Source organism: Achromobacter sp. ES-001, assembly GCF_019448355.1.
Taxonomy (GTDB): Bacteria; Pseudomonadota; Gammaproteobacteria; order Burkholderiales; family Burkholderiaceae_B; genus Achromobacter; species Achromobacter spanius_B.
The window spans coordinates 3,149,357-3,171,737 of sequence record NZ_CP079940.1 but is presented as its reverse complement, the minus strand read 5'-3'; the positions used below and the strand labels follow the sequence as shown (position 1 = coordinate 3,171,737).

The 22,381-nt window shown below is 67.2% G+C and carries 18 protein-coding genes; 3 read left to right on the top strand and 15 right to left on the bottom strand.

Going from position 1 to position 22,381, the window contains the following annotated elements; genetic code table 11:
* Together KYT87_RS14360 and KYT87_RS14355 are read right to left on the bottom strand one after the other, a co-directional pair.
* Positions 1-2,532: a cbb3-type cytochrome c oxidase subunit I gene (locus KYT87_RS14360; RefSeq protein WP_219992668.1), complete on the bottom strand. Its 2,532-nt coding sequence runs from the start codon at positions 2,530-2,532 to the stop codon at positions 1-3.
* Between the two features lie 47 nt (positions 2,533-2,579).
* Positions 2,580-3,626 carry a c-type cytochrome gene (locus tag KYT87_RS14355; protein ID WP_255594119.1) on the bottom strand — a complete coding sequence of 349 codons (1,047 nt, stop codon included), beginning with the start codon at positions 3,624-3,626 and terminating at the stop codon, positions 2,580-2,582.
* Between the two features lie 485 nt (positions 3,627-4,111).
* Here KYT87_RS14355 and KYT87_RS14350 point away from each other — a divergent pair, with 485 nt between their 5' ends.
* Together KYT87_RS14350 and KYT87_RS14345 are read left to right on the top strand one after the other, a co-directional pair.
* The gene (locus tag KYT87_RS14350; protein WP_255594118.1) at positions 4,112-4,534 is read left to right on the top strand and encodes a cytochrome c family protein; all 423 of its coding nucleotides are present in this window, start codon (positions 4,112-4,114) and stop codon (positions 4,532-4,534) included.
* Positions 4,531-5,406: a c-type cytochrome gene (locus KYT87_RS14345; RefSeq protein WP_219992523.1), complete on the top strand. Its 876-nt coding sequence runs from the start codon at positions 4,531-4,533 to the stop codon at positions 5,404-5,406. The genes KYT87_RS14350 and KYT87_RS14345 overlap by 4 nt, the downstream gene beginning before the upstream one ends.
* Before the next feature lie 25 nt (positions 5,407-5,431).
* Here KYT87_RS14345 and KYT87_RS14340 read toward each other — a convergent pair whose 3' ends face one another.
* From KYT87_RS14340 to KYT87_RS14280, 13 genes are all read right to left on the bottom strand, one after another.
* Positions 5,432-6,274 (bottom strand): symmetrical bis(5'-nucleosyl)-tetraphosphatase, encoded by an 843-nt coding sequence (locus KYT87_RS14340; RefSeq protein ID WP_219992522.1) that lies wholly within the window; start codon positions 6,272-6,274, stop codon positions 5,432-5,434.
* A 26-nt stretch (positions 6,275-6,300) separates the two neighbouring features.
* Entirely contained in the window at positions 6,301-6,558 is a 258-nt protein-coding gene (locus KYT87_RS14335) for a DUF1488 family protein (RefSeq protein WP_046805685.1), read from the bottom strand.
* Between the two features lie 162 nt (positions 6,559-6,720).
* Positions 6,721-7,356 carry a UdgX family uracil-DNA binding protein gene (locus tag KYT87_RS14330; protein WP_120155623.1) on the bottom strand — a complete coding sequence of 212 codons (636 nt, stop codon included), beginning with the start codon at positions 7,354-7,356 and terminating at the stop codon, positions 6,721-6,723.
* Between the two features lie 12 nt (positions 7,357-7,368).
* Positions 7,369-8,211, bottom strand: a complete 843-nt coding sequence (locus tag KYT87_RS14325) for a BON domain-containing protein (RefSeq protein WP_046805683.1) — start codon at positions 8,209-8,211, stop codon at positions 7,369-7,371.
* 327 nt (positions 8,212-8,538) lie between these two features.
* Entirely contained in the window at positions 8,539-9,249 is a 711-nt protein-coding gene (gene pdeM / locus KYT87_RS14320; protein WP_219992521.1) for a ligase-associated DNA damage response endonuclease PdeM, read from the bottom strand.
* Positions 9,230-11,695, bottom strand: a complete 2,466-nt coding sequence (locus KYT87_RS14315) for a ligase-associated DNA damage response DEXH box helicase (protein WP_219992520.1) — start codon at positions 11,693-11,695, stop codon at positions 9,230-9,232. Before KYT87_RS14315 ends, pdeM begins: the two co-directional genes overlap by 20 nt.
* Positions 11,692-13,302, bottom strand: a complete 1,611-nt coding sequence (locus KYT87_RS14310) for an ATP-dependent DNA ligase (RefSeq protein ID WP_219992519.1) — start codon at positions 13,300-13,302, stop codon at positions 11,692-11,694. The genes KYT87_RS14315 and KYT87_RS14310 overlap by 4 nt, the downstream gene beginning before the upstream one ends.
* A 36-nt stretch (positions 13,303-13,338) precedes the next feature.
* The gene (locus KYT87_RS14305; protein WP_219992518.1) at positions 13,339-14,418 is read right to left on the bottom strand and encodes a DNA ligase-associated DEXH box helicase; all 1,080 of its coding nucleotides are present in this window, start codon (positions 14,416-14,418) and stop codon (positions 13,339-13,341) included.
* A 177-nt stretch (positions 14,419-14,595) separates the two neighbouring features.
* On the bottom strand, positions 14,596-15,273 hold the full coding sequence (locus KYT87_RS14300) for a glycosyltransferase family 2 protein (protein WP_219992517.1): 678 nt from the start codon (positions 15,271-15,273) through the stop codon (positions 14,596-14,598).
* Positions 15,270-15,869 carry a bifunctional 2-polyprenyl-6-hydroxyphenol methylase/3-demethylubiquinol 3-O-methyltransferase UbiG gene (locus KYT87_RS14295; protein ID WP_219992516.1) on the bottom strand — a complete coding sequence of 200 codons (600 nt, stop codon included), beginning with the start codon at positions 15,867-15,869 and terminating at the stop codon, positions 15,270-15,272. Before KYT87_RS14295 ends, KYT87_RS14300 begins: the two co-directional genes overlap by 4 nt.
* Positions 15,857-16,906 (bottom strand): acyl-CoA dehydrogenase, encoded by a 1,050-nt coding sequence (locus tag KYT87_RS14290; RefSeq protein ID WP_255594117.1) that lies wholly within the window; start codon positions 16,904-16,906, stop codon positions 15,857-15,859. The genes KYT87_RS14295 and KYT87_RS14290 overlap by 13 nt, the downstream gene beginning before the upstream one ends.
* Positions 16,903-19,530: a DNA ligase D gene (gene ligD, locus KYT87_RS14285; protein WP_219992515.1), complete on the bottom strand. Its 2,628-nt coding sequence runs from the start codon at positions 19,528-19,530 to the stop codon at positions 16,903-16,905. The genes KYT87_RS14290 and ligD overlap by 4 nt, the downstream gene beginning before the upstream one ends.
* 1 nt (position 19,531) lies before the next feature.
* Positions 19,532-20,536: a Ku protein gene (locus KYT87_RS14280; protein WP_219992514.1), complete on the bottom strand. Its 1,005-nt coding sequence runs from the start codon at positions 20,534-20,536 to the stop codon at positions 19,532-19,534.
* Positions 20,537-20,982: 446 nt separating this feature from the next.
* On the opposite strand from KYT87_RS14280, the gene KYT87_RS14275 reads away from it, so the two are divergent.
* The gene (locus KYT87_RS14275) at positions 20,983-22,332 is read left to right on the top strand and encodes an APC family permease (RefSeq protein ID WP_219992513.1); all 1,350 of its coding nucleotides are present in this window, start codon (positions 20,983-20,985) and stop codon (positions 22,330-22,332) included.
* Positions 22,333-22,381 lie beyond the last annotated feature (49 nt).

Here is a 22,381-nt window from a genome sequence, read left to right as displayed (position 1 = left end):
CTACCCCACCAGCCGGGAAAAGGCGTGCATCAGCCCCAACCCCAACAGACCCTGTGCCACGGTGTAGTGCCACATCATCATCGTGGCGTGATAGCAGGCGCGCCGCGTGTAGGACAGCCGGCCCGCAACCGAGCGTGCCACCGTGAACGCGCCCATCGTCATGGCGATCAATGCAAAAAATGCCTGCAAGCCAGACACCGCGTACACGGCCGCCGCATAGGCAGAGGCCTGCGGCCGCAGCCCATGTGCCCAGTGTCCATGGAGCTCAAGCCCGGAGGCCACGCCCAGCAACACCGCGCCCGTTACCATGCCGGCCCTGAACAGGCCATGCTGTTTCACGCGCAGCCAATGCCCGCAGCGCGCCACCAGCGCGGAGCCGCCCAACAGCAGGCAGGCCGATAGCACGGGGCGCCCCACGCCGGCCAGTTCCGCGACGTCCGGCCAGGCGCCGGGCGCCGTGGTCCACAGGAATAGATACGCAAAGCACAACGATCCGAAAATGCTGGCGCAGACGATCACCAGCAGCGTCATGGCCCAGCCGTAATGGGAAGCCGCGCCCGAGCACATCATCGGCACACGCTCGCCCGCCCCGATGTCTACGGACGCGTAGTCCGGCCCGGTGTCGGCGTCCCACAACCAACGCCACAACGATGCCACTGCCAGCACGCCGCAGGCCGCTGCCAACGCATGCATCTTGAAGGTAAGCAGCAAGAAGAATCCTGCCGTGCCCAGGGCGGCCAACAGCGGCAACCATCCCGGGCCGGGCAGCGGCAACACGTAATCGGGCTGCGCGTCCACGGCGCTGGTCACCAGCGTTGAGCGCGTTCCCGAGGGTGCGGAAGGCAAGAAATAGCGGCCAGCGGCCACATCGCGCGCCAGGCCAGGCTGGTCCCATAGAGGTTCGCGCGAGGTCACGCGTGGAATGCTGCGCACGCCATAGATTTCGCTGGGTAGCCATTCCAGCGTGCCCGCGTTCCAGACGTTGCCGGCGTTACGGCCGATGGCCGGGCGGAAGTTGCGCGCCAGGTCCCAGATGAACACCAGCACGCCGGCCGCGATCAGGTAGGCGCCCACGGTGGACACCATGTTAAGCAGGCCCCAGCCTTGGCTGTCGGCATAGGTGTAGACGCGGCGCGGCATGCCGGCCAGGCCCGTGAAATGCATGGGAAAAAACGTGACGTTAAAGCCCACGAACATCGACCAGAATGCCCAGCGCCCTAGGCGTTCGGACAAGGCGCGCCTGCTGACCAGCGGCGTCCAGAAATAGAACGCCGCGAACAGCGGGAACACCATCCCGCCGAACAGCACATAGTGCAAATGCGCGACGACGAAATACGAGTCGTGCGCTTGCAGGTCGAACGGAATCACGGCCACCATCACGCCGGTCAGTCCGCCCAGCACAAAGATGAAGAAGAACCCCAGGATAAACAGCATCGGCGTCTTCAAAGGCCGCAAGCGCAGCGCCGCCGCTATCGTCGCGATCCAGGCGAATACCTGGATGGCCGTGGGCACCGACACGGCCATGCTTGCCGCCGACGCAAAGCTTAGCGACAGCGCCGGGATGCCGGTGGCGAACATGTGGTGCACCCACAGGCCGAAGCTGAGAAACCCGGTGCCCACCACCGCCATGACCACCCAGCGGTAGCCCACCAGCGGCACGCCCGTCATGGCGGGCACCATCATCGACACCATGCCGGCGGCGGGCAGGAAGATGATGTAGACCTCGGGGTGGCCAAAGAACCAGAACAAGTGCTGCCATAGCAAGGGGTCGCCGCCGCGTTGCGTGATGAAGAACGGCATGTCGAAGGCGCGTTCCAGTTCCAGCAGCGCCGTGGCCACGATGACCGCGGGAAACGCAATGATGACCATGCCGCAGAACACCAGCATCACCCACGCAAAGATCGGCATCTTGTCCAGGCTCATGCCCGGCGCGCGCGTGCGCAGAATGCCCACGGCCAGCTCGATGGCCCCCGCGATGGCCGATATTTCGATGAAGCCGATGCCCAGCAGCCACAAGTCCGCGTTCATGGCGGGCGAATATTGCGAGCCGGTCAGCGGGGGGTACATGAACCAGCCGCCGTCGGGCGCCAGACCAAAGAAGATGCTGCAAAAAAACACCAGCCCGCCCACCGCATAGGCCCAGTAGGCATAGGCCGACAGCCGGGGAAACGGCAGGTCGCGCGCGCCCAGCATGTTGGGCAACAACAATACGGCGATGGCTTCCACGGCGGGCACGGCGAACAGAAACATCATCACGGTGCCGTGCATGGTGAACAGCTGGTTGTACAGCGCGTGCCCGATCAGGTGGCTGTCGGGCGCGGCCAACTGTGTGCGCATCAATAGCGCCAGCACGCCGGCCAACAGAAAGAACAGAAAGGCCGTGGCGATATAAAGCAAGCCGATCGACGCGTTGTCGACCACGGTAACCAGGCGCCAGCCACTGGGCCGCCACCACGCCCGCAACAGCGCCCCCTCTTCTTCCTGCGGGCGCGGCGAAGGATTGGGCAGCTTGGGCGTCAACAAGGCGCCCACGGGTGGCGCTTGTGGGGTGGCGGTCGCGGGGGGCTGGGCGGTTTCGCTCACTTCAGGCTTTCCAGGTAGCGGGCCACGGCGCGCAGATCTTCGCCTGGCAGTTGGTTGAAGGACGGCATGGGGTTGCCCGGTTTGATGTGTTGGCTGTCGGCGATCCACCCGGCCAGCGCGCCTACGTTGTTAGGCAGCACACCGGCTGCCAGTGACAGGCGGCTGCCTACGTGGGTCAGGTCTGGGCCCAGCGTGCCCCGGGCCGCCGTGCCGCGCACGGTGTGGCATTGCGCGCACGCTTGCTGGAAGACTTGCGCGCCCTGATGCAGCGTGGGCGCGGACGCCTCGGCCGGCGGCGCCTCAGCCGGCCGCACCTGAGCCGGCCGCACCTCAGCCGGCCGCACCTGTGCGTCTTGCCATGCTTGGTACGCGTCGGGTTCCAACGCCACCACGTTGAACTTCATGTTGGCGTGTTGCGCGCCGCAATATTCGGCGCATTGCCCGGTAAACGTGCCTGCCGCCTGCGCGCGTACCCGCAGGCGGTTCACGCGGCCGGGAATCATGTCCAGCTTGCCCGCCAGTTCGGGCACCCAGAAGCTGTGGATGACGTTGTCGGAACTCAGCTCGAACTCAACCCATGCGCCAACGGGTATGCGAATGTCGTTGGCGGTGTCGAACAAGACGGCTCCCGACGCGTCGTGGTAGCGCACCCGCCACCACCAGAGTTCGCCCTTGACGGCGATGCGCACCGCAGGCTTGGCGCCGTCGCCGGCCATGGAAGGCCCTGTGCTCAACGCGTAGACCAGCAACGCGGTCAGCGCGACCACGGGAAACGCAATGCCCGCGCCAACGATCAGTGCGGGGCTGGACAGACGCCGACGCGCGGCGGCCGGGCCAAACAGCGCCACGGCCACCAACGCGAACACCACCACAAAAATCGCCGTGGCGCCGATGAACAGGACTTGGCTGATGTCGGCAATGACATGCGCGCCGTCGCCCGCCGGCCCGCGCGAAATTGCAGCAGGCAAGCGCGTCCCGGCGGAATCCGCCTGCGCGGTGGCAAGCACGTAGGAAAGGATGGCGGCCATGCCGCGCGTCAGCATGTGGCATACCCGGGGGCTTGCATATCGCGTCTTGTATAGAGTCGACACGGCGGGCACTAGGGGAAAACAATTAGCGCGATCAGTGGAAAACACTATTCCAGTGGTGGCGCATTTGGCACAATCGACACCCGGTCTTCAAATTTCGCAAGAGCCCATGAGCAAACTCAGATTTGCCATGCGCGGGGCGTGCTTTGCGTTACGGAGTCATTGGCGCCCTTTCGTCCTGGGGGTCCTGATAGTGATCACCGCCGCAGTGTGCTGCGCGTTGTATTTCCACGGTGCCGAACGCGGTGAACGCGCGGCGTTGGCGTTGGGTGGGACCCTGTTGGGAATGCTGATCATTGGGTTTCTCGTTATGAAACGGTGAACGTAGCGTGCGGCGGTCCCGCCATCACATCGGACCTTCCGCGCAAGCGATGCCGACCACGAGGAACGACACTTGCTGGCGCTTGGCAGGTATCTCAGCCGCTGGACGTCAGACCCTCTTGCGCCTTATCGCTCGCCCTCCCCTCATCCTGCTTGGCGCTGCCGCGCTGTCGTTGCTGGCGGCGTGCGGGGACGAGCGTCCGCCATTGGCGCAGAACCTGTCCGCTGACGCCCTGCCCAGCACTGCCAACGCGGCGCGCGGGCGGCAGCTGGTGTCCAAGCACGGTTGCCTGGCCTGCCACGCCGTGCCGACGGTGCGCGGTCCGGCATCCGCCGTGGGGCCGCCCCTGGACAATCTGGGGCGGCAGGCCTATTTGACGGGGCTGCTGCCCAACACGCCCGCCAATCTGGTCCGCTGGTTGATGGACCCACCCGCCATCAATCCGCGCACCGCCATGCCGAACGTCGGCTTGAGCCAGGCCGAGGCCCAAGACATTGCGGCGTTCTTGCTGAGCTTGCCCAAGGGACAGGAGGCGCAATGAGACGCTGGCCACGTATCGCTGCCTGGTGTGTCGCCGCGTTGGCGGTTGCGGGCGCGGCGGTCGGCAGCGCGGTTGTCTACTTCGGCTGGTATGACGTCAGCGCCACCGGCCCGCACACCATGCCCGTCTATGCCCTGCTGGACGTGGCGTCCACGCGGTCGGTGAAGTTGCGGTCGGCGGATATCAAGGTCCCGGACCTGGACAGCCCGCAGCGCATACGGCGCGGCGATGCGCTGTACCGCGCGCATTGCGCGCAGTGCCACGGTGGGCCGGGCCAGGGGCCCGAACCCTATGCGCTGGGGCTGAATCCCCCGCCCCCGCCGCTGGTGACCAGCGCTCGGGAGCGTCCGGCGGCCGAGGTCTTCTGGATCATTCGCCAGGGCATAAAGATGACCGGCATGCCCGCCTGGCAGTACCGCATGACGGACGAGCAGATCTGGGACGTGGTGGGATACCTGCGGGTGTTGCCGACGCTATCGCCGCAGCAATATCGCGACGCCGCACCGCCTGGCGACCCGGCTTCGGGCGCGGCGTCCTCCGCGTCGATTGCGCCTACAGAGGCGCAGCCAAGCGACAGGCGCCTGGGCGACGCCAAGGCCGGGCGCGATGCGTTGCAGCAGTATCTGTGCGTGACCTGCCACGCCATCCCCGGCGTGCCGGGTGCGCGCCACTATGTTGGCCCGTCGCTGGATGGCATGGCGGACCGTTCGCGCATCGCCGGCGTTGTGCCGAATTCGCCTGACTCCATGCAGCAGTGGTTGCTGGATCCGCAACGTATCAAGCCGGGCACTGCCATGCCGGCCCTGGGCCTGCGCGAACAGGACGCGCGCGACATCGCGGCGTTTTTACAGACCCTGTCCAATGTTGAATAGCTTCGAATAGCGGGCACGCGGCGGCTTAGACTTGCAACGCTTCCGCCCCCACCTGCAACAACTTTCGGTCGGCCACGCGCAGCGCCGTCAGCACGCCTCCCGTCACGCAGCCGGTGTCCAGGCAGGTGACGTCACGGCGTACCAATAACCCTAGCGTGGCCCAATGGCCGAACAGGATCGGGGTGTCGACGCAGGCCCGCCCGGGCACGTCGAACCACGGCAAGGTGCCTTGCGGCCAATGGCCCGGGGTGGCTTTGGCGCCCAGCGCCATGGCCCCATCGCGCGAGCACAGCCGCATGCGCGTGAACGCGCCTACGATGAACCGCAGCCGCGAGTCGCCATGCAGTTTTGGCGACCAGGCGCGCGGCGAGCCGCCGTGCAATGCGTGCATGACGGCCCGCCAGCGATCTCCGCGCAGCGGCGCCTGCGCTTCATCCGCCAGCGCCTGGGCGGTGCGCACGTCCCAGCTGGGGTAGATGCCGGCGTGCACCATCACATGGCCGGCTTCCACGTGCATCAGGGGCCGCTGACGCAGCCAGTGCAGCAGCTCGTGCGCGTCGGGTGAGGCGAACAGCTCATCCAATGTGTCGCGCCGCCCGGGGCGGATGCAGCCGGCAGCAATCCCCAGCGCGCGCAGGTCATGATTGCCCAGTACCACTGTGGCCCGTTCGCCCAGCGCCATGACGCGCCGCAATGTGGCAGCGGAATCCGGACCCCGGTTGATCAAGTCGCCCACGAACCACAGGCGGCAATGCGGGTCATCGGCGATCTCGGGGCGTGCCAGCAAGGCGTCCAGCGAATCCACGCAGCCGTGCACGTCGCCGATCACCCAGATCGACGGCGCGTTCGGTGGTGCCTGGATGTCCATGTTTGCCCGCCGTCGCCGCGAGTCCGTCAGGCGAAATCGCCCTCGCCCAACTGGATGGGGCCGTCGGCGGGCACCCCCTTTGCGCGTTGGGCGGCGTCTTGCAGCGCCTGGGCGGCGTTTTCGAACGCGTGCAGCAGTTCGGTGGCGGTGTCGTCCGCCGCGCCGAAACGGCGCCGCAAGACGTCGCCCGAGATCTCGAATTGCCGCGTGACGCCGGCCGTTTCCATGTTGAACAGGACAGCGTCGCCTTGCGTGTGCGCACCGGTGGCTTTGGTGAATTTCATGGGGTCGATCCTCCTTGATCGTTAGGGCTAGGCAGATGGGTTGTTGTTTGTCGCGGGTGGCTTGTGGCGGGTTGCTGGCTTGTTGCTGGCTTGTTGCTGGCCTGTTGCTGGCCTGTTGCTGGACTTGTTGCTTGGCGCGTATGGCTGGTGCCGGCCGCTGCGCTACCCGCCTTCGTCGGCCAGCCGCTTGGCGCGCGCCAGCGCCTTGACGATCGCCTGGTAGGCGGCGTCCCGGCTGTCGTGGCTGGGGCTGCGCAGCGCAAATGACGGATGGTAGGTGGCCAGCACCCGGCTGTTGCCGCGCGTCATCACGTGACCCATCGCGTCCTTCAACGTGCGCTTGGCGTCCTGCATGACGGCGCCCAGGGCCGTTGCGCCCAGCGCCACGATGACGCTGGGCCGGATGTCGTCCAGCTCTTGATCCAGCCAGTACGAACAGGCGCGAATCTCGACCTGCGCGGGCGACTTGTGCATGCGGCGCTTGCCGCGCAGCTGCCATTTGAAGTGCTTCACGGCGTTGGTCACATAGACGGCCTGGCGCTCTACCCCGGCTTCGGCCAAGGCCTTGTCCAGCAAGGCGCCGGCCGGGCCAACGAAAGGTAGCCCGGCCAGGTCTTCTTTGTCGCCGGGTTGTTCGCCGACCAGCATGATGCTTGCGCGGCGTCCGCCTTCGCCCCCCACCGCCTGCGTGGCGTTGCGCCACAGCCCGCAGCGCCGGCAGTCGTCCAGCGCGCGGGGCTGCTGATCGGGGTCGATGTCCCCGTCAGCGCCGTGGGTGGGGGTGGGCTCGGCGTTCATGGCGTGGCGCCGTTATTCCCGGCCGCCGCCAATGGCGGTGTCGCCGGTGGCGGTTGATTCCCCGGCGCCGCCCTTGCCCGCGATGCGGATGCGGTTGTCGACGTCTTGCACGCCCGCGCACGCGTCGGTGCAGTCTTCAATGCGGTGCTTGGTGCGGCGGTCCGGCGCGGTGCCTTCCAACGTGACGCGGCCATCGGTCACGCTGACCGACACGTCGCTGACGTCCAGACCGCTGTGCGCCAGGTATTCGCAGACGTTTTCGCGCACGCGCTCGTCGGACCGGGTGTAGCCCTTGGGGTCGGTGCGAAACGAGCCCCGGTCGCGCCAGGCGGTGGGCCCACGGTTGTAGCCGCCGCGTTCAGCCGTTTCGAAGGACACGCCGGTCTCGTCGCCCCAACGCGGGCGGTCGCCGTAGTAGCCGCCTTCTTCATCGCCATAGGACGTGGGGCCGGAGTAGGACGGGTTGCGCGAGCCATAGACCTGTTCACGCTGGTAGGACGGGTCTTCGTTGCGAAACCCGCCGTAGCTGCTTTGACCGGGATCGGCGCTGCGGCTGCGCAGGCCGCCGCGCGACTCGCGTGCACCAGGCGCGGGCCGATTGCCATCGCCCTGGTAGCCGTACGAGGGTGCGGGGTCGTGCCAGGGTTCCTGGTCGCCCGCGCCCCGGTTGCCCCGCCCTTGGCCTTGGGAGCCGGGATTGCGATAGGGGTCACGATTGGGATCACGATATGGGTCGCCCTGCGAGCGCCCGCGCTGGTGGGCCTGCCGGTACGGATCACCCCGCCCGGCGTCGGCGCCCGGATCGCGTTCGAAGTCATCGTCATACCGGGGCGTGTACCTGGGGTCACGGTTCATTGTGAGTCTCCTGTGAAGGTGGGTCCTGCCTCGCACGAACCGGGGTGTGGCCCGTGCGGGCGCCTGCCGGGTACGCAGCAAGTGGTGTGCCGCGCAGCGGGGCAACATGCGTTGCGGGGGGCACAGGGTCCGTTTCGGCTGCCGGGGCCGGCCGGTTTTTGGGGGGCTGCCCTGCCCGGCACTTCTTACAACGGCGGTAATAAGTGCCGGGTCGGCCGGGGGGATACGCGACGGCACGACGCGACGGCACGACGCGACGGGGCTCCGCGAGTGGGCTCCGCGAGTGGGCCACGCGACTGGACTACACGACTGGACTACACCACTGGACTACGCGCGTGGTGGCGTCCAGCCTATCGGCACCACGCTGCCGTGGACGCAGGCGGCCAATTGCTGTCCGCCTTGCCCCGTCCGCCCCGTCTGCCCCGCTTGCACGGACACGGCGTGGCCCCCTGTGAAATCCGAGAACGCCGGCAGCACGGTGACACCCGCTTGCAGCCAGAATGCGGGCCAATGGCGGGGCACGCCGGGCAATCGGGTTTTGGGATGCACGTGGCCCGCGATCACATGACGGCCTTGCGCGTCGGGCTTGGGCAGGTGCCGGAACAGAAACGGGCCGTCGGCCTGCTCGTCGCCCAGTTGTCGCATGCCCAGCGCATCGCCCTCCAGGGCGCAGTCGTGATTGCCGATCAGCACCGCCACGTCCAGCCCCGCGTGGGCGCGCCGCCATTGCGCCCAGTCCACACGCCAATCGGCTTGCGACATCGGCCCATGCAGCACATCTCCCACAATCCACAACTGCCGTGCGCCCGTGTCATGGACCAGGCGCGTCAGCCGGTCCAGGTCGGCCTGCGTCGCGCCGCGCGGCACGGCGATACCGGCCTGCCGAAACACGTGGCCCTTGCCCAGATGCAGGTCGGCGATGACCAGCCGCGCGCGCGCCGGCCAATACAACGCGCGCTCGCCCAGCAGCAGCACCGGCTCGCCGGCCAGCGTCGTGGGCAAGGCGTGCGCCGACGGGTCATCCTGCAATTCGGGCATAGCGTTTCTCTAGTTGGGCGGCCGCGCGCTTGACCCGGGCCTGCCAGGTTTCGGTACTGAGTTGCCCGCGCAGGCTTTCGGTCCACAGCGGAAACGACAGCGGCGTCAGCGCGCGCGGCGTGCACAGGTCCAGCGCGCGCGTCTGGCAATCTTGCAACGCCGCCATCAGCCGGGGCGCTTCCAGCTGGTTGTCGAACACCTCGCGTTCGGCCTGCGCCAGCAAAAGATGGTCGGGATCGTAGCGGCGCAGCACGTCGTACAGCAGGCCGCTGGACGCCTGCACCTGGCGCAACGAACGGGCGGCCCTGCCCGGCAGCGACGGCGTCAGCAATCCGGCCACGCGCGCAATCTCGCGGAACTGCCGCCGCGCCAGTTCGCCCAGGTTCACGCCGTCGCGCAAATCGGCGGCCATATGTTCGGCGCTGAGCAATTGGTGCAGCAAGGCGTCGTCCAGCAGCGCGGGCTCGGCCAGCGTCAGCATCAGGCCGTAGTCATTGACCGTATAGGAAAAGGTATTGGGATGGCGCCGGCCCCAGCGCAGCGCCATCATGGCAGCCATGCCTTCGTGCACGGCGCGGCCCGCGAACGGGAACAGGAACAGATGCATGCCGCGCCGCGTGGCAATCTGTTCGGCCAGCAGGCGGCCCGGTGCCGGCAGCGCACTGGCCTGGCGCTGGATGCGCAGCAGCGGCTCAACGGCGCGCATTTCGGGGTGATCGCCGGGATCGGCATACAGGCTTTGCACTTCGCGCGCCAGCTGGGTGGACAGCGGCATGCGCCCGCCCTGCCACGTGGCCACCGGCCCGTCGCCGCCCTTGGCACGCCGAACGTAGGCTGTCATGCCTTCCAGCCGCGCAAGCTCCAGCGTGCGGCCGGCGAACTGGAAGCGGTCGCCGGGGCGCAGCCGGGCCAGAAAGCCCTCTTCCACCGACCCCAGGCTGCCGCCGCGCAGGTACTTCACCGACACCGCGCCGTCGGCCGTGATGGTGCCGATGGACAGCCGATGGCGCAGCGCGATGCGGCGGTCGTGCACGCGGTAGCAGCCGTCGTCCCCCTTTTCCACGCGGCGAAATTCCGGGTAGTTCGACAAGGCGCGGCCGCCCTGCACGATGAAGTCCAGCACAGCCTGCCAAGTGGGCGCGTCCAGGGCGGCATAGGCGTGCGTGCCGCGCACCTCTTCGTACAGTGCGTCCGCCTGGAAACCGCCGCCCAATGCCAGCGTGACGGCGTGCTGGGCCAGCACGTCAAGACTGCCACGCGGCGGGGGCCGCGACTCGATATCGCCGCGCGCGATGGCCTGGCGGGCGGCAGCGTATTCGACCAGTTCCAGCGCCTGCGCCGGCACGCACACCACATGGCCGGATTCGCCGGGCCGGTGCTTGGCGCGGCCGGCCCGTTGCAGCAGCCGGGCCACGCCTTTGGGGCTGCCCACCTGCAAGACCTGATCCACCGCCGGAAAATCCACGCCCAAGTCCAGGCTGGACGTGGCCACCACGCAGCGGATGCTGCCGTCGCGCAGGCCCTGTTCCGCGCGGGTGCGCAACTTGGGGTCCAGCGAGCCGTGGTGCAGCGCCAGCGTGGCCGGGTCTTCGGGCCAGATCGATTCCAGCGCACGATGCCATAGCTCGGCCTGCGCGCGGGTGTTGGTGAACAGCAGGCTGGCGCGCACGTCGAACAGGCGCTTGTACACGCGCGCCAGTTGCGACAGGCCCAGATGCCCCGCCCACGGCAACGCGCCGCTGCGCTCGGGCAGCAAGGTGGACAGCGTCACCTTGCGCGGCCGTGCGTCGGACACCACCGCGCTGTTCGGCTGATGCGGCAACAACACGTCGCGGGCTTCGTCCAGATTGCCCAGCGTGGCGGACAGGCCCCACATGCGTACGTCGGGCGACAGGCGCCGCAGGCGCGCCAAACACAGCTGCAACAACACGCCGCGCTTGTTGCCCAGCAGCTCGTGCCATTCATCCACCACGATGCACCGCAGCGCCCGAAAGCGCGACGACGCGTCCGCGTACGACAACAGCAGCGCCAGGGATTCGGGGGTGATGACCAGCACATCGGCCTTGCCCTGGCGCGCCAGCCGTTTGTCGCGGGCGCTGGCGTCGCCGGTACGCAAGGCGACCGTCCAGCCCAGGTTCAGGTCCGCCACCGTGTCGGCCAGCGCACGCGCCGTGTCGGTGGCCAGCGCCCGCAGCGGCGTCACCCACAGCACGCGCGGCCCCGCGCCGGCCGTGGGTGTGGCACCGGCCCGATCGGCCAGCGCTTGCAGCATCGGCCCGCCAAACGCCGCCAGCGTCTTGCCGCTGCCGGTGGGGGTATGCAACAGGCCGGATTCCCCTGCCAGGTAACGCTTCCAGGTCTCTTTCTGAAAAGCCGCCGGGCGCCAGCCGCGCGCTTTGAACCAGGCCGACAGCGGCGCGTCCCAGCCGCGCGGGGGTGCCGTCATCGCGCCAGCGCCTTCAGCGTGTCCAGCTGGTCGGCCTGATCCGCGGGCTTATCGCGCCGCCATCGAAGGATGCGCGGAAAGCGCACCGCCACGCCCGATTTATGACGCTTGGACAGGTTGACGCCTTCAAACCCCAGTTCAAACACCTGCACCGGGTCCACCGAGCGCACGGGGCCAAAGCGTTCGCGCGTGTGGGCGCGCAGCCAGCGGTCCAGCTCCAGGATTTCCTTATCGTCCAGGCCCGAGTAGGCCTTGGCGATGGGCACCAGCGCATCGCCCTGCCACAGGCCGAAGGTGTAGTCGGTGTACAGCGTGCTGCGGCGGCCATGGCCCGATTGGGCATACAGCAGGACGGCGTCGATGGTCAGCGGGTCGATCTTCCACTTCCACCAGTCGCCGCGCCGGCGCCCGCTTTGGTAGGGGGCCGACGCCCGTTTCAGCATGAAGCCTTCGACATCGCGTTCGCGCGATTCCCTGCGCAAGGCGGCGGCCGCCTCCCAACTGGCGGGCGACACCGCCGGCGATAAGGACAGGCGCGGGTCGGGGTGTTGCCGCAGCAGCGTTTCCAGCATGGCGCGGCGTTCCGACTGGGGCCGCTCGCGCAGGTCGGCGCCATCCAGCTCCAGCAGGTCATAAGCCAGCATGCGCACGGGCGCTTCCGCCAGCCACTTGGGGCCGGGCTTAAGCCGCTGGATGCGGGTTTGCAATGCGGAAAACGGCATCGGGCCGGCGGCGTCTTCCTGCCAGGCCAGCAGTTCGCCGTCCAGCACGCAGTCCACCCGCAAGGCGTGCGCGGCGGCCTCCACTTCGGGGAACCTTCCGTCCAGCCGCTCTTCCCCGCGCGACCACAGCGCCACTTCGCCATGGCGGCGAATGAGCTGGGCGCGGATGCCGTCCCACTTCCATTCGATCAACCAGTCGTCGATGGTGCCGAGCGTGGCCGGGTCCGCTTCCAGTGGCGAGGCCAGGAAGAACGGGTACGGCTGCTGGCGGTCGCCGGGCAGCGCCTCGGCGCTGAGCAGATCGCGCAGGAACGCCGGGCTGGGCGTCCATGTGCCCAGCATGCGCTGCGCGATCCGGGCGATGGGCACCCCCGACATTTCGGCCAGCGCCTGCTGCACCATGCGTTGCGACACGCCGACCCGTAGTGCGCCGGTCAGCATCTTGTTGAACACCAGCCTTTCCGACAACCCCATGCCGCGCCAGGCGGCCACGATGATGTCGCGGCGTTCGGACTCGTCGCGGTTGGCGATGGGCAGCAGCACTTCTTCGATCCAGTCGGCCAGGCCGCGCTCGGGGTCGGCATGGGCGGGGTCCGGGCCGGGCATCAACAAGGCCAGCGTTTCCGCCAGATCACCGACCTGGTCGTAGCTGGCGTCCACCAGCCACGCCGGGGTATCCGAGGCGGCAGAGATCCACGCGCGCAATTCGGCCGACCCCGCGATCTTGCGCCGCGCGCTGGTGATCTTGCCGCCCGCCAGCAGGTACAGCGCCCATACGGCGTCGCGCGGCGGTGCGTCGCGAAAATACGTGACCAGCGCCGCCCGCTTGTCCAAGGTGGCGGTACTACGGTCCAGTTCCTGATACAGCGCTGCAAATCGCTTCATGCCGGGGTTGGCCTCCAGGGGGTGGGCTTCGCCGTGTTAGTCATCTTCGCCGTACTGGGTGGCCAGGGTTTCGGCCGCCGTACCGGTTTCGTTCAGGATGCGGACCAGTGCGTCCGTGTCGCCATGGGTGGCAATGACGCGGCGCGCGCCGGTCTCGCGGATGGTACGCAGCAAGGCCGGCCAGTCGGCATGGTCCGACACGACAAAGCCCCGGTCCATGTTGCGCCGCCGACGGTTGCCGCGCAGCCGCATCCAGCCGGACGCAAACCCATGCTGCGCCTTGCGAAAGCGCCGCAGCCAGCTGCTGCCAGCGGCGGACGGCGGCGCCAGGATCAGTTCACCGGCAAAGCCGGATCTGGCGACGTCGGCCGCGTCGGTGATTGCGTCAGCATCGGCTGCCGCAGCGTCGGCTGCCGCGACCCCCGCCTGCGCGGGTGCGGCGCGCGTACCGCTTGCGTCAATCACCAGGCGCGTGTCTGCCATGGCGATGCCGGCTTGGCGGTACACGTCGACCCCGGCCGCGATGGCGCCGTGCAGGTAGACGGGCCGGTCGATCCATGGGGCCAGTTCCGCCAACACGCGCTGCGCCTTGCCCAGCGCGTAGCAATACAGGATGGCGGCCTCGCCACGGGCCGCGCAATGGTCGCGCCATTGAACGATGTCGCGCGCCACGTCGGACGTATCGGGCCACCGGTAGATGGGCAGGCCGAAGGTGGCTTCGGTGATGAACGTGTCGCAGGGCACGACTTCGAACGGCGCGCACGTGGGGTCGGGCTGGCGCTTGTAGTCGCCCGACACCACCCACACCTGGCCGTCGACTTCGATGCGCACCTGGGCCGAGCCCAGCACGTGCCCCGCCGAATGCAAGGACACGCGGGCGTTGCCCAGCGTGAACGTTTCGCCGTATTCATGCACGCGGTAATCCTGCTGCCCCAACCGCCATTGCAGAATCGGCAAACCCTGCGCGCTGGTGTGATAACAGCCCATGCCCGCGCGGGCGTGGTCGCCGTGGCCGTGCGTCAACACGGCGGTGTCCACCGGCCGCCAGGGGTCGATATAAAACCGGCCAGCCGGGCAGTACAGGCCTTCAGGCCGTAGTTGCACGACGTCTTGCATCGAACGCCTCCGGGCATGAGTTGTGCTGATAACGGGGTTGTCTGTCTTTGTCACGATACTTCAAGAGGTCTTATGCGCACGAAGCACATCCTGCTGTTCCTGGTACTGGTTGTCGTTCTGTCCGTGGCGATGTCGATGGCGCCATGGTGACGTGAGCGGCGATGCGGGTGCGGGGCGCTAGCCGGTGCTGTCGCCCGCGCTCCAGCCGCCGCGCAGCGCGCTGGCAAAGCCGCCTTCCACACGCGAATGCGGGCGTGCACTGGTCACGACGCGAGGCAGGTTCGACCAGGCGATGCGCGCCCCACCCTGCTGCAATCGGTCTACCAAGGCCTGGTCTTCGCTGCACGGCAGCGCATCAAAGCCGCCGATGCGCCGGTACGCCCGCGCGGCCACGCCCAGGTTGGCGCCGTGCACATGGCGGTGGCCATCCCTGTCTTGATAAGCCCTTTCAAACGCGTGTCGCGCGCGCTGCGCATGCTCGCCGTGTTCGCTCCAGCCGGACACGCCGACCGTGCCGCAAACCACCTCTGCATTCAATGACAACTGATCCACCAGCCAGCGTGGCGACACGCGGGTATCGGCGTCGGTAAACGCCAGCCACCGCGCGCCCGCGCGCAGCAGGTGGCGGGCGCCCCGGGCGCGCGCCACGCCAACGTTACGCGCGTCAATTGCCAGGCAATGCACGGGATGGTGGCGCAGCCGGTCGGCCGTGCCGTCTACGCAGTGGTCCAGCACCACAACGATGCGCACCGTCTCGGCACGCAGTTCAGGGTGCCGCGCCGCGCGCAGCACCGCCTGCACACAGGCGTCGATGTGCTGCTCTTCGTTATGCGCCGGAATACAGATACCGATCATGCGTCATCCTTTTGCTGTCGTTGCCAGCCGTTCAACAGGAAAACGTCTTCCCGGTGTTCGAACAGCAAGCTCATGCCGGGCAACGCGCCCAGCGCCTGGTGCAAGGCGTCGGTGCCCTGCTGGCGGTCGTCGAAGTCAAGCCGCAAATGGCAGGCAACCAGTTCCCCGCCGGGGGCGAGGCAACCGTCGATCCCTTGCAAAAACGCCGCCAGGGCGGAGTCGTCAAGGTAGTAGCCCAGTTCGGACACGATGATGAGGTCGAAGCCGCCTTCAGGCACGGGCGGCCATTGGCGGGGCAGATCCAGCGCCAGCGCCTCGACGTGGGCCATGCCCTGCTCCTGGGTGCGTGCACGGCATCGTTCAATGGCGATGCCGGCAAAATCCACGGCGCAAACCTGCCCGCACCGGCCAGCCAGCGGCAGGGTCAGGTCACCGTTGCCACAGCCCGGCTCGAAGGCATGCGCGTATTGCTCGCGGCCCAGCGAGGCCAGCAGCAATGCGCGCTTGCGCCGTTCGTACCAGGCGCTGGCAATGCGCCAAGGGTCGGGATGCTGCCGGTACAGGGCCTCGAAATGGTCCACGCCTACAGCTGCCATGGTGTCTGCTCCGTGCGCACGATTTGGCCCAGCGCGGCCTGGTCGCGTTCGGCGTGGCTTTGCCGGATGAACACCGGCAGGTCCGCCATCACCTGGGCAAAGCCGGCATCGCGGCACAACGGCCCGGCGCCCAAGGCCCGCCCTGCCCGGGTGATGACCTCGGTGGCGGCGGCTTCCACCGCCAGCCGCGCGCGGCCACAGGCCAGCGAGCAGGCGTCATGGGGGTTCGCATCGATGGCGGCGGCGGTCTCGCGCAGGACGGCACGCGCCTGGTCCAGCGCGACGTCGATCGCGCCCAGATGCGCCAAGCGGTGCGGGTCGGCGGACTGCGCCGGCGTTGCCGCCTGGACGGCGGCGGCGATCCGCGTCAGCGCGCCATACCAGCACGCCGCCACACCCGCGCCACCGTGCTGGAAGCCGGGTCTGCCCACGTACGCGCCGGGCGCGCCCACCGGCACACAGACGGCGTTGTTGAACACCACGTTCACGCTGGCCGATGCGCGCATCCCCACGGCTTGCCAGCCGTCTTCGGTGACGGTAACGCCAGCCTGCTCCATCGACACGGCGGCCAGGCAGGGCCGGCCGGCCTCGTCCCACGCGCTGACCAGGGCGTGGCTGACCGTGGCCGCGCCGGAACACCAGGCTTTCACGCCGCGCAGGCACGCGGTGGTGTAGGGGTCGGGGGTGTGTGGCTTCCCGCCTTCAGCCCCACCATGCAGGCTGACACGGAAGTCCGGCGGTTCGGCGCACCACACGCCCCAGATACTGCCCGGCGCGGCGAGGTCCGCTGCGTTCAATTCGGCCAGAATCGCCAACGCATCAGTGTGACCTTCAACCAATTTGACCAGGCTCAGGTCGACGGCGGCCACCGCGGCCAAGGCCTGCCAGCGGGCCAGCGTTGCACCGCCACCCGGCAGCGGCAGCGGGTCATATCCCGCCCGTACCAGCAGGCGCAATGCCCGCCCGGGGTCGACCGGAGCGGTCAGTTCGCCAAGCAGTCGGGTGATTTGCGACGGCAATCTTGCGGCGCTCGTCATGAGGCCCCGCGCTTGAAACCCAGCGCGTCCATGGCCTGCCCCACGGATTGCGGCGCATAGTCGTCCCACGGCGCATTGGCGGCATCCAGCCGTTCGTGAATGTTGCTGATGGTCCAGTGCGCGCCGCTGGAAAGCTTGTCCAGTTCGTCCCATGCCACGGGCACCGACACGCCCAAGCCGGGCCGGGCGCGCGCCGACCAGGCCGACACGGTAGTGGCGCCAAAGCCGTTGCGCAGGTAGTCGACAAAGATCTTGCCCACGCGATTCTTCGGCCCGCTCTTGGACACGAATATCTGCGGCAACGTACGGGCCAGATGCACCACGATGGCTTGCGCGAACGACTTGATGGTGTCCCAGTCGTATTGGCGGCGCAGCGGCACGACGACGTGCAGGCCCTTGCCGCCGCTGGTTTTCAGCCAGCTTTGCAGGCCCAGTTCGTCCAGCATGGTGTGCACCAGCCGGGCGGCCTGCTGCATCGTCGCCCACTTGACCCCTTCGCCCGGGTCCAGGTCGAAGAGGACACGGTCGGGCTTGTCGATGGCCGTTTTCACGGCATTCCAGGTATGGAATTCCACCACGTTCATTTGCACGGCCGACATGATGGCTTCAGGCGTGGGCACCTCCAGCAACGGCGGATGATCCGGGTCCAGCCGCTTGGGCAAGGGCTTGACGCCCGGCATCGCGGCTTCCAGGTGCTTCTGAAAGAACAGCTGCCCGTCGATGCCGGCGGGCGCGCGCAGGAAAGACACCGGGCGGCCCTTCAGATGTTCCAGCATCAGCGGGGCAACCAGCCCGTAATAGCGCGCCAGGTCCAGCTTGGTAAGTTTGGTGGACGGGTCGATTACGCGGTCCGGGTTGGTCAGCCGCGCGGGCTTGGCGCGCGTGGGCGCCGCCGCCGTTGTCCGGGCCGGCGCGGGACCGGCAGTTGTCTTTGTGTTTGTCTGTCCTTTTGCTTTTGTCTTTGCCTCTGTCTTTGCCTGGCGCGCGGTCTTTTTGCCCGATGCGGACGCCGGCTCCTCCTTGGGCGGGGGCGACGGCCGCTCGCGTGTGATCTGGCGGGCGGGTTTATCCTGCCGCAGCCCTCGGAAGACGGAATGGCGGATATGCCCGCCGCTGGTCCATTCGCTGAACGAGACCTCGGCCACCAGCTCAGGCTTGACCCACTGCACGCCGCTGGCCTGCGCGCCACTGACCGTTTTTTTGTCGGTCTGGAGGGCGGCAAGCTGTTTGTGCAAGGCAAGCAGGCCCTGGGTATCAAAACCGGTGCCGACCTTGCCCGCATAGCGCAGCGAGCCATCGTCTTCATGCACCGCCAGCAACAGCGCACCCAGCCCTTCCCGGGAGCCCTGCGGCGCGGTGTACCCGACGATGACGAATTCCTGCCGCTGCGCGCACTTGATCTTCAGCCAGCTGTCCGTGCGCCGCGACACATAGGGCGCTGACGGCCGCTTGGCCATGATGCCTTCCAGCCCCATTTTGCAGGCCGAGGCCACCAGGTTCGACGGCGCTTCCTTGAAGGCCGCGCTAAAGCGCAGGTGGTCGTCGTCAGCGGTTTCCATCAGCTGCGCGAGCAGGTCGCGACGCACGGTCAGCGGTTCGTCGCGCAGGTCTCGCAAGCCGATATAGGGCAAGTCGAAGGCGTAAAAGACGATGTCGCCAGTGCGGTCGTTGTCGAACGCGTTTTGCAGCGCCTGGAAGCTGGGCACGCCCTGCTCGTTCAGCACCACCACTTCGCCATCCACCCAGGCCCATTTGGCGGGAAGCTTGGCAAAGGCCTGGACGATGTGCGGCAGCTTGGCGCTCCAGTCGTGGCCGTTGCGGGTGTATAGCCTGACCGAATCGCCCTCGATGCGCACCAGCAGCCGGTAGCCGTCGAACTTCAATTCGTACAGCCATTCTTCGGGGTTGGGCGGCATCCCCTCGACCAGCGTGGCCAATTGGGGCTTGAACGTGTCTGGCAGGTCGGACGGGCGGCCGGGCAGCCTGGCGTCGGCGGCGGAATCCGTGTCCGAGCCGGGCTGCTGCGCGTCGGGCGCGGGCTGGCGAGCGGCGGGCTGGGTGGTGGCCGCGTTGTCACGCAGCGGCACCACGCTGTCCGGCATTTCGTCGACCACGCTGAATTCGCGTTCCGGGCGGGCATAGGCGTCGCGGTCTTTGATCAGCAGCCAGGGCGGCTGTTTGTCGCTTTCCTTGCCCTTCATGCGCACCAGCGCCCAGCGCCCCTGCATCTTTTTGCCTTGCAGGTCGAACTTCAGGTGGCCCTCGCGATACCCTTTGCGGGCGTCGCCCACGGGAGCCCACACGCCCTCGTCCCAGATGATGACTTTGCCGGCGCCGTACTGCCCTTCGGGTATCTGGCCTTCAAACTGGTTATAGGCAATGGGGTGGTCTTCGACCTGCACCGCCATGCGCTTGACCGACGGATCAAAGCACGGCCCCTTGGGCACCGCCCAGCTTTTCATGGCGCCATCCAGCTCCAGCCGAAAGTCGTAATGCAGCCGGCTGGCCCAGTGCTTCTGGATCACAAACGCGCGCGCCTCCTCATTGGCCTGCCCGCCCTCCATCGGCTCGGAGGTCACCTGGAAATTGCGCTTTTGACGATAGGTTTTCAGGCTGTCGGCCATATCACGCCGCCTTGCGCGACCGGGTCGAGGTCTTCGCGCTCTTGGTGGTCTTCTTTGAGGCCGACTTGGTGGCCGACTTGGTGGCGGTCTTGGCGGAGGCTTTGGTGGCGGTCTTCGCGGAGGTCTTCGATGGTGTCTCGCCCGACGCCGATTTCTTCGCGGCGGGCTTTTCCTTGCTGCCGTCCCTGGTCGTGTCGCCGGACTTCTTTGCCCCACCCTTCAGGCTGCGTTGCAGCAGCTCCGTCAGGTCGATGACGTTATCCACGTACGCGGGCGCTTCCTCTTGCGGCTCGATCACCGTTTCGGTCTTGCCGGCCTTCACCTTCTTGTCCACCAGCTCCATGACGGCGGCCTTGAACTCGTCCTTGTATTGCTCCGGGTCCCATTTGCCCGCCATATCCTCGACCAGCATCTGCGCCATTTTCAATTCGCTGGCGCTTGGCGACATGGCCTTGGAGCCCGCCTTGGGCAGGTCCAGGTCGTCCATGGATTTGACCTCGTCGCCCCACCGCATCAGGTTCAGCACCAGCGCGTCGCCAGACGGGATCAGCGCGGCCAGATGCTGCTTGGTCTGAATCACCACCTTGGCGATGCCGATCTTGCCGGTCTTGGTCAGCGTGTCGCGCAGCAAGGCGTACACCTTCTGCCCTTTGTTGATGGGGGCGATGTAATAGGGGCGCTCCAGGTAGACGAACGGCACGTCGTCGGCATCCACAAATTGCTGGATCTCGATGGTTTGCGTGGTGCGCGGATAGGCGTCGTTGATTTCGTCAGGCGACAGGATGACGTACTGGCCGTCTTCGTATTCCACGCCCTTGACGATGTTTTCCTTGTCGATTTCCTTGCCGGTCCGCTTATTGATGCGCTTGTAGCCCACCGGGTCCATCGAGCGCTTGTCCAGCCAATCGAAATCCACGCCGGAGTCCGTGGTCGCCGTGTGCAGGCCAACCGGGATATGGACGAGGCCAAACGAAATTGCCCCTTTCCAGATGGTTCTAGTTGCCATGATCAGCTCCTCTTTTTTACGCCCATCTCAGCAAGTGGCGTGCCTGCGCCCGCGCGTAAACAAAAGAAAAAGCAGAACGATTGTCGGGCCAAGCAACCATGTACAGGCCAGGTACAAGCCATATACAGCCCTAGAAATTACTTTAACTATTTCACTTCAAGAACTTCATTTATTTATGGTGAATCAAAGGGTTATGCGTCGATTATCAGGTGATTTCTACGCACCGGAATGCAACTGTCGCCGCCCCAGACCCCTCCGCAAGGGAAAACCCGCAGAAACTTTTTCTGCCACCGTCTAGTCGCAATTTGTTCTTGTTCAGGCAATTGTCAGGCGGGTTCAACGAGCCCGCTTCCGCCCCTTTTCCTAGAGGTTTCCATGACCCTGCCCTGCCCGCGTGTTGTGACGCCGCGTCCGCCCACATCCAGCGACGCGTGGGAAGTCAGGCAATGACCGGCTCCGCCAAGACCATCGACGGCGTCACGCCCGCCGGCTTGTCCGTCATGGACGCCACCGTCGTGCTGATTGGCGTGGTCGTGGGCATCGGCATCTTCGGCTTTCCGCCCCTGGTGGCCCAGCACGCCACCTCTGAAGCGATGTATATCGCGCTGTGGTGCGCGGGCGGGCTGGTGATGCTGGTGGGCGCGCTGTGCTATGCGGAACTGGGGTCCGCCTACCCCGGCGCGGGCGGCGAATACCTGTACCTGACTCGGGCCTGGGGCGCGCGCGTGGGGCTGATGTTCGCCTGGGCGCGGTGCACGGTGATCCAGACCGGCGCCATCGCGGTCGTGGCCTACATCTATGGCGACTACGCCCAACGCTTGATGCCGCTAGGCGCGCACGGGCCAGCCTTGCACGCGGCAATGTCCGTGGTGGCGCTGACCGCGCTGAATGTGGTGGGCACCCGCTATTCCAAACGGCTGCAATGGGCCTTTACGGTGTTGACGCTGCTGGCGCTAAGCGCGGTGCTGGTGGCCAGTTTGTCGGCATCGGGCGGCGACACGGCGCCCTTGGCCGCCCCAACGGCGTTGGTGGGCAACCCGGCCGGGCTGATGGGCATGGGCATGGTGTTTGTGTTGCTGACTTACGGCGGCTGGAACGAAGCCGCTTATCTCAGCGGCGAACTGCGCGATCCGGGACGCAACATGAGCCGGGTACTGCTGATCGGCACCGCGGTGGTGACGGGCGCCTACGTGCTGACAAACCTGGCATTGCTGGAGATCTTCGGCTTGCAGGGCTTGCGCGATACCCCCGCGCTGGCCGCCGACGTCATGCAACTGGCCGCCGGCCCCTACGCCGCCGCGCTGCTCAGCCTGACGATCTGCGCCACGGCCTTGAGCACCATCAACGGCACCATCATTACCGGAGCACGGGTGTATTACGCGCTGGGCCGCGACGTGCCCAAGCTGCACGCGCTATCCGGCTGGAGCGCCCGCAATGAAACGCCGGTGGCCGCGCTGCTGGTACAGGGCGCGATCACGCTGGCGCTGGTGGGCTTGGGCGCGTTCAGCCAGAACAGCGTGCAGACGCTGGTGGCTTATACGGCGCCCGTGTTCTGGCTGTTCATGCTGCTGGTGGCCGCGTCCGTGTGGCGGTTGCGCCAGCGCGACCCGCAGCGCGCCCGGCCGTTCCGCGTGCCGCTATACCCCCTTCCCCCTTTGCTGCTGGGCCTGACCTGCGCCGGCCTGGTGGTGTCCAGCGCCGTGTACGCCGGCGCAGGCGCGCTGATCGGCCTGGCGGTGCTGGCGGCAGGTGTGCCGCTGCTGCATCTGCTCAAGCCGGCCCGCTTGCCGGGTTGATTGATGACTTACGCCCTCTGACCGCTGACCTTTCGCCATCCGATCCACA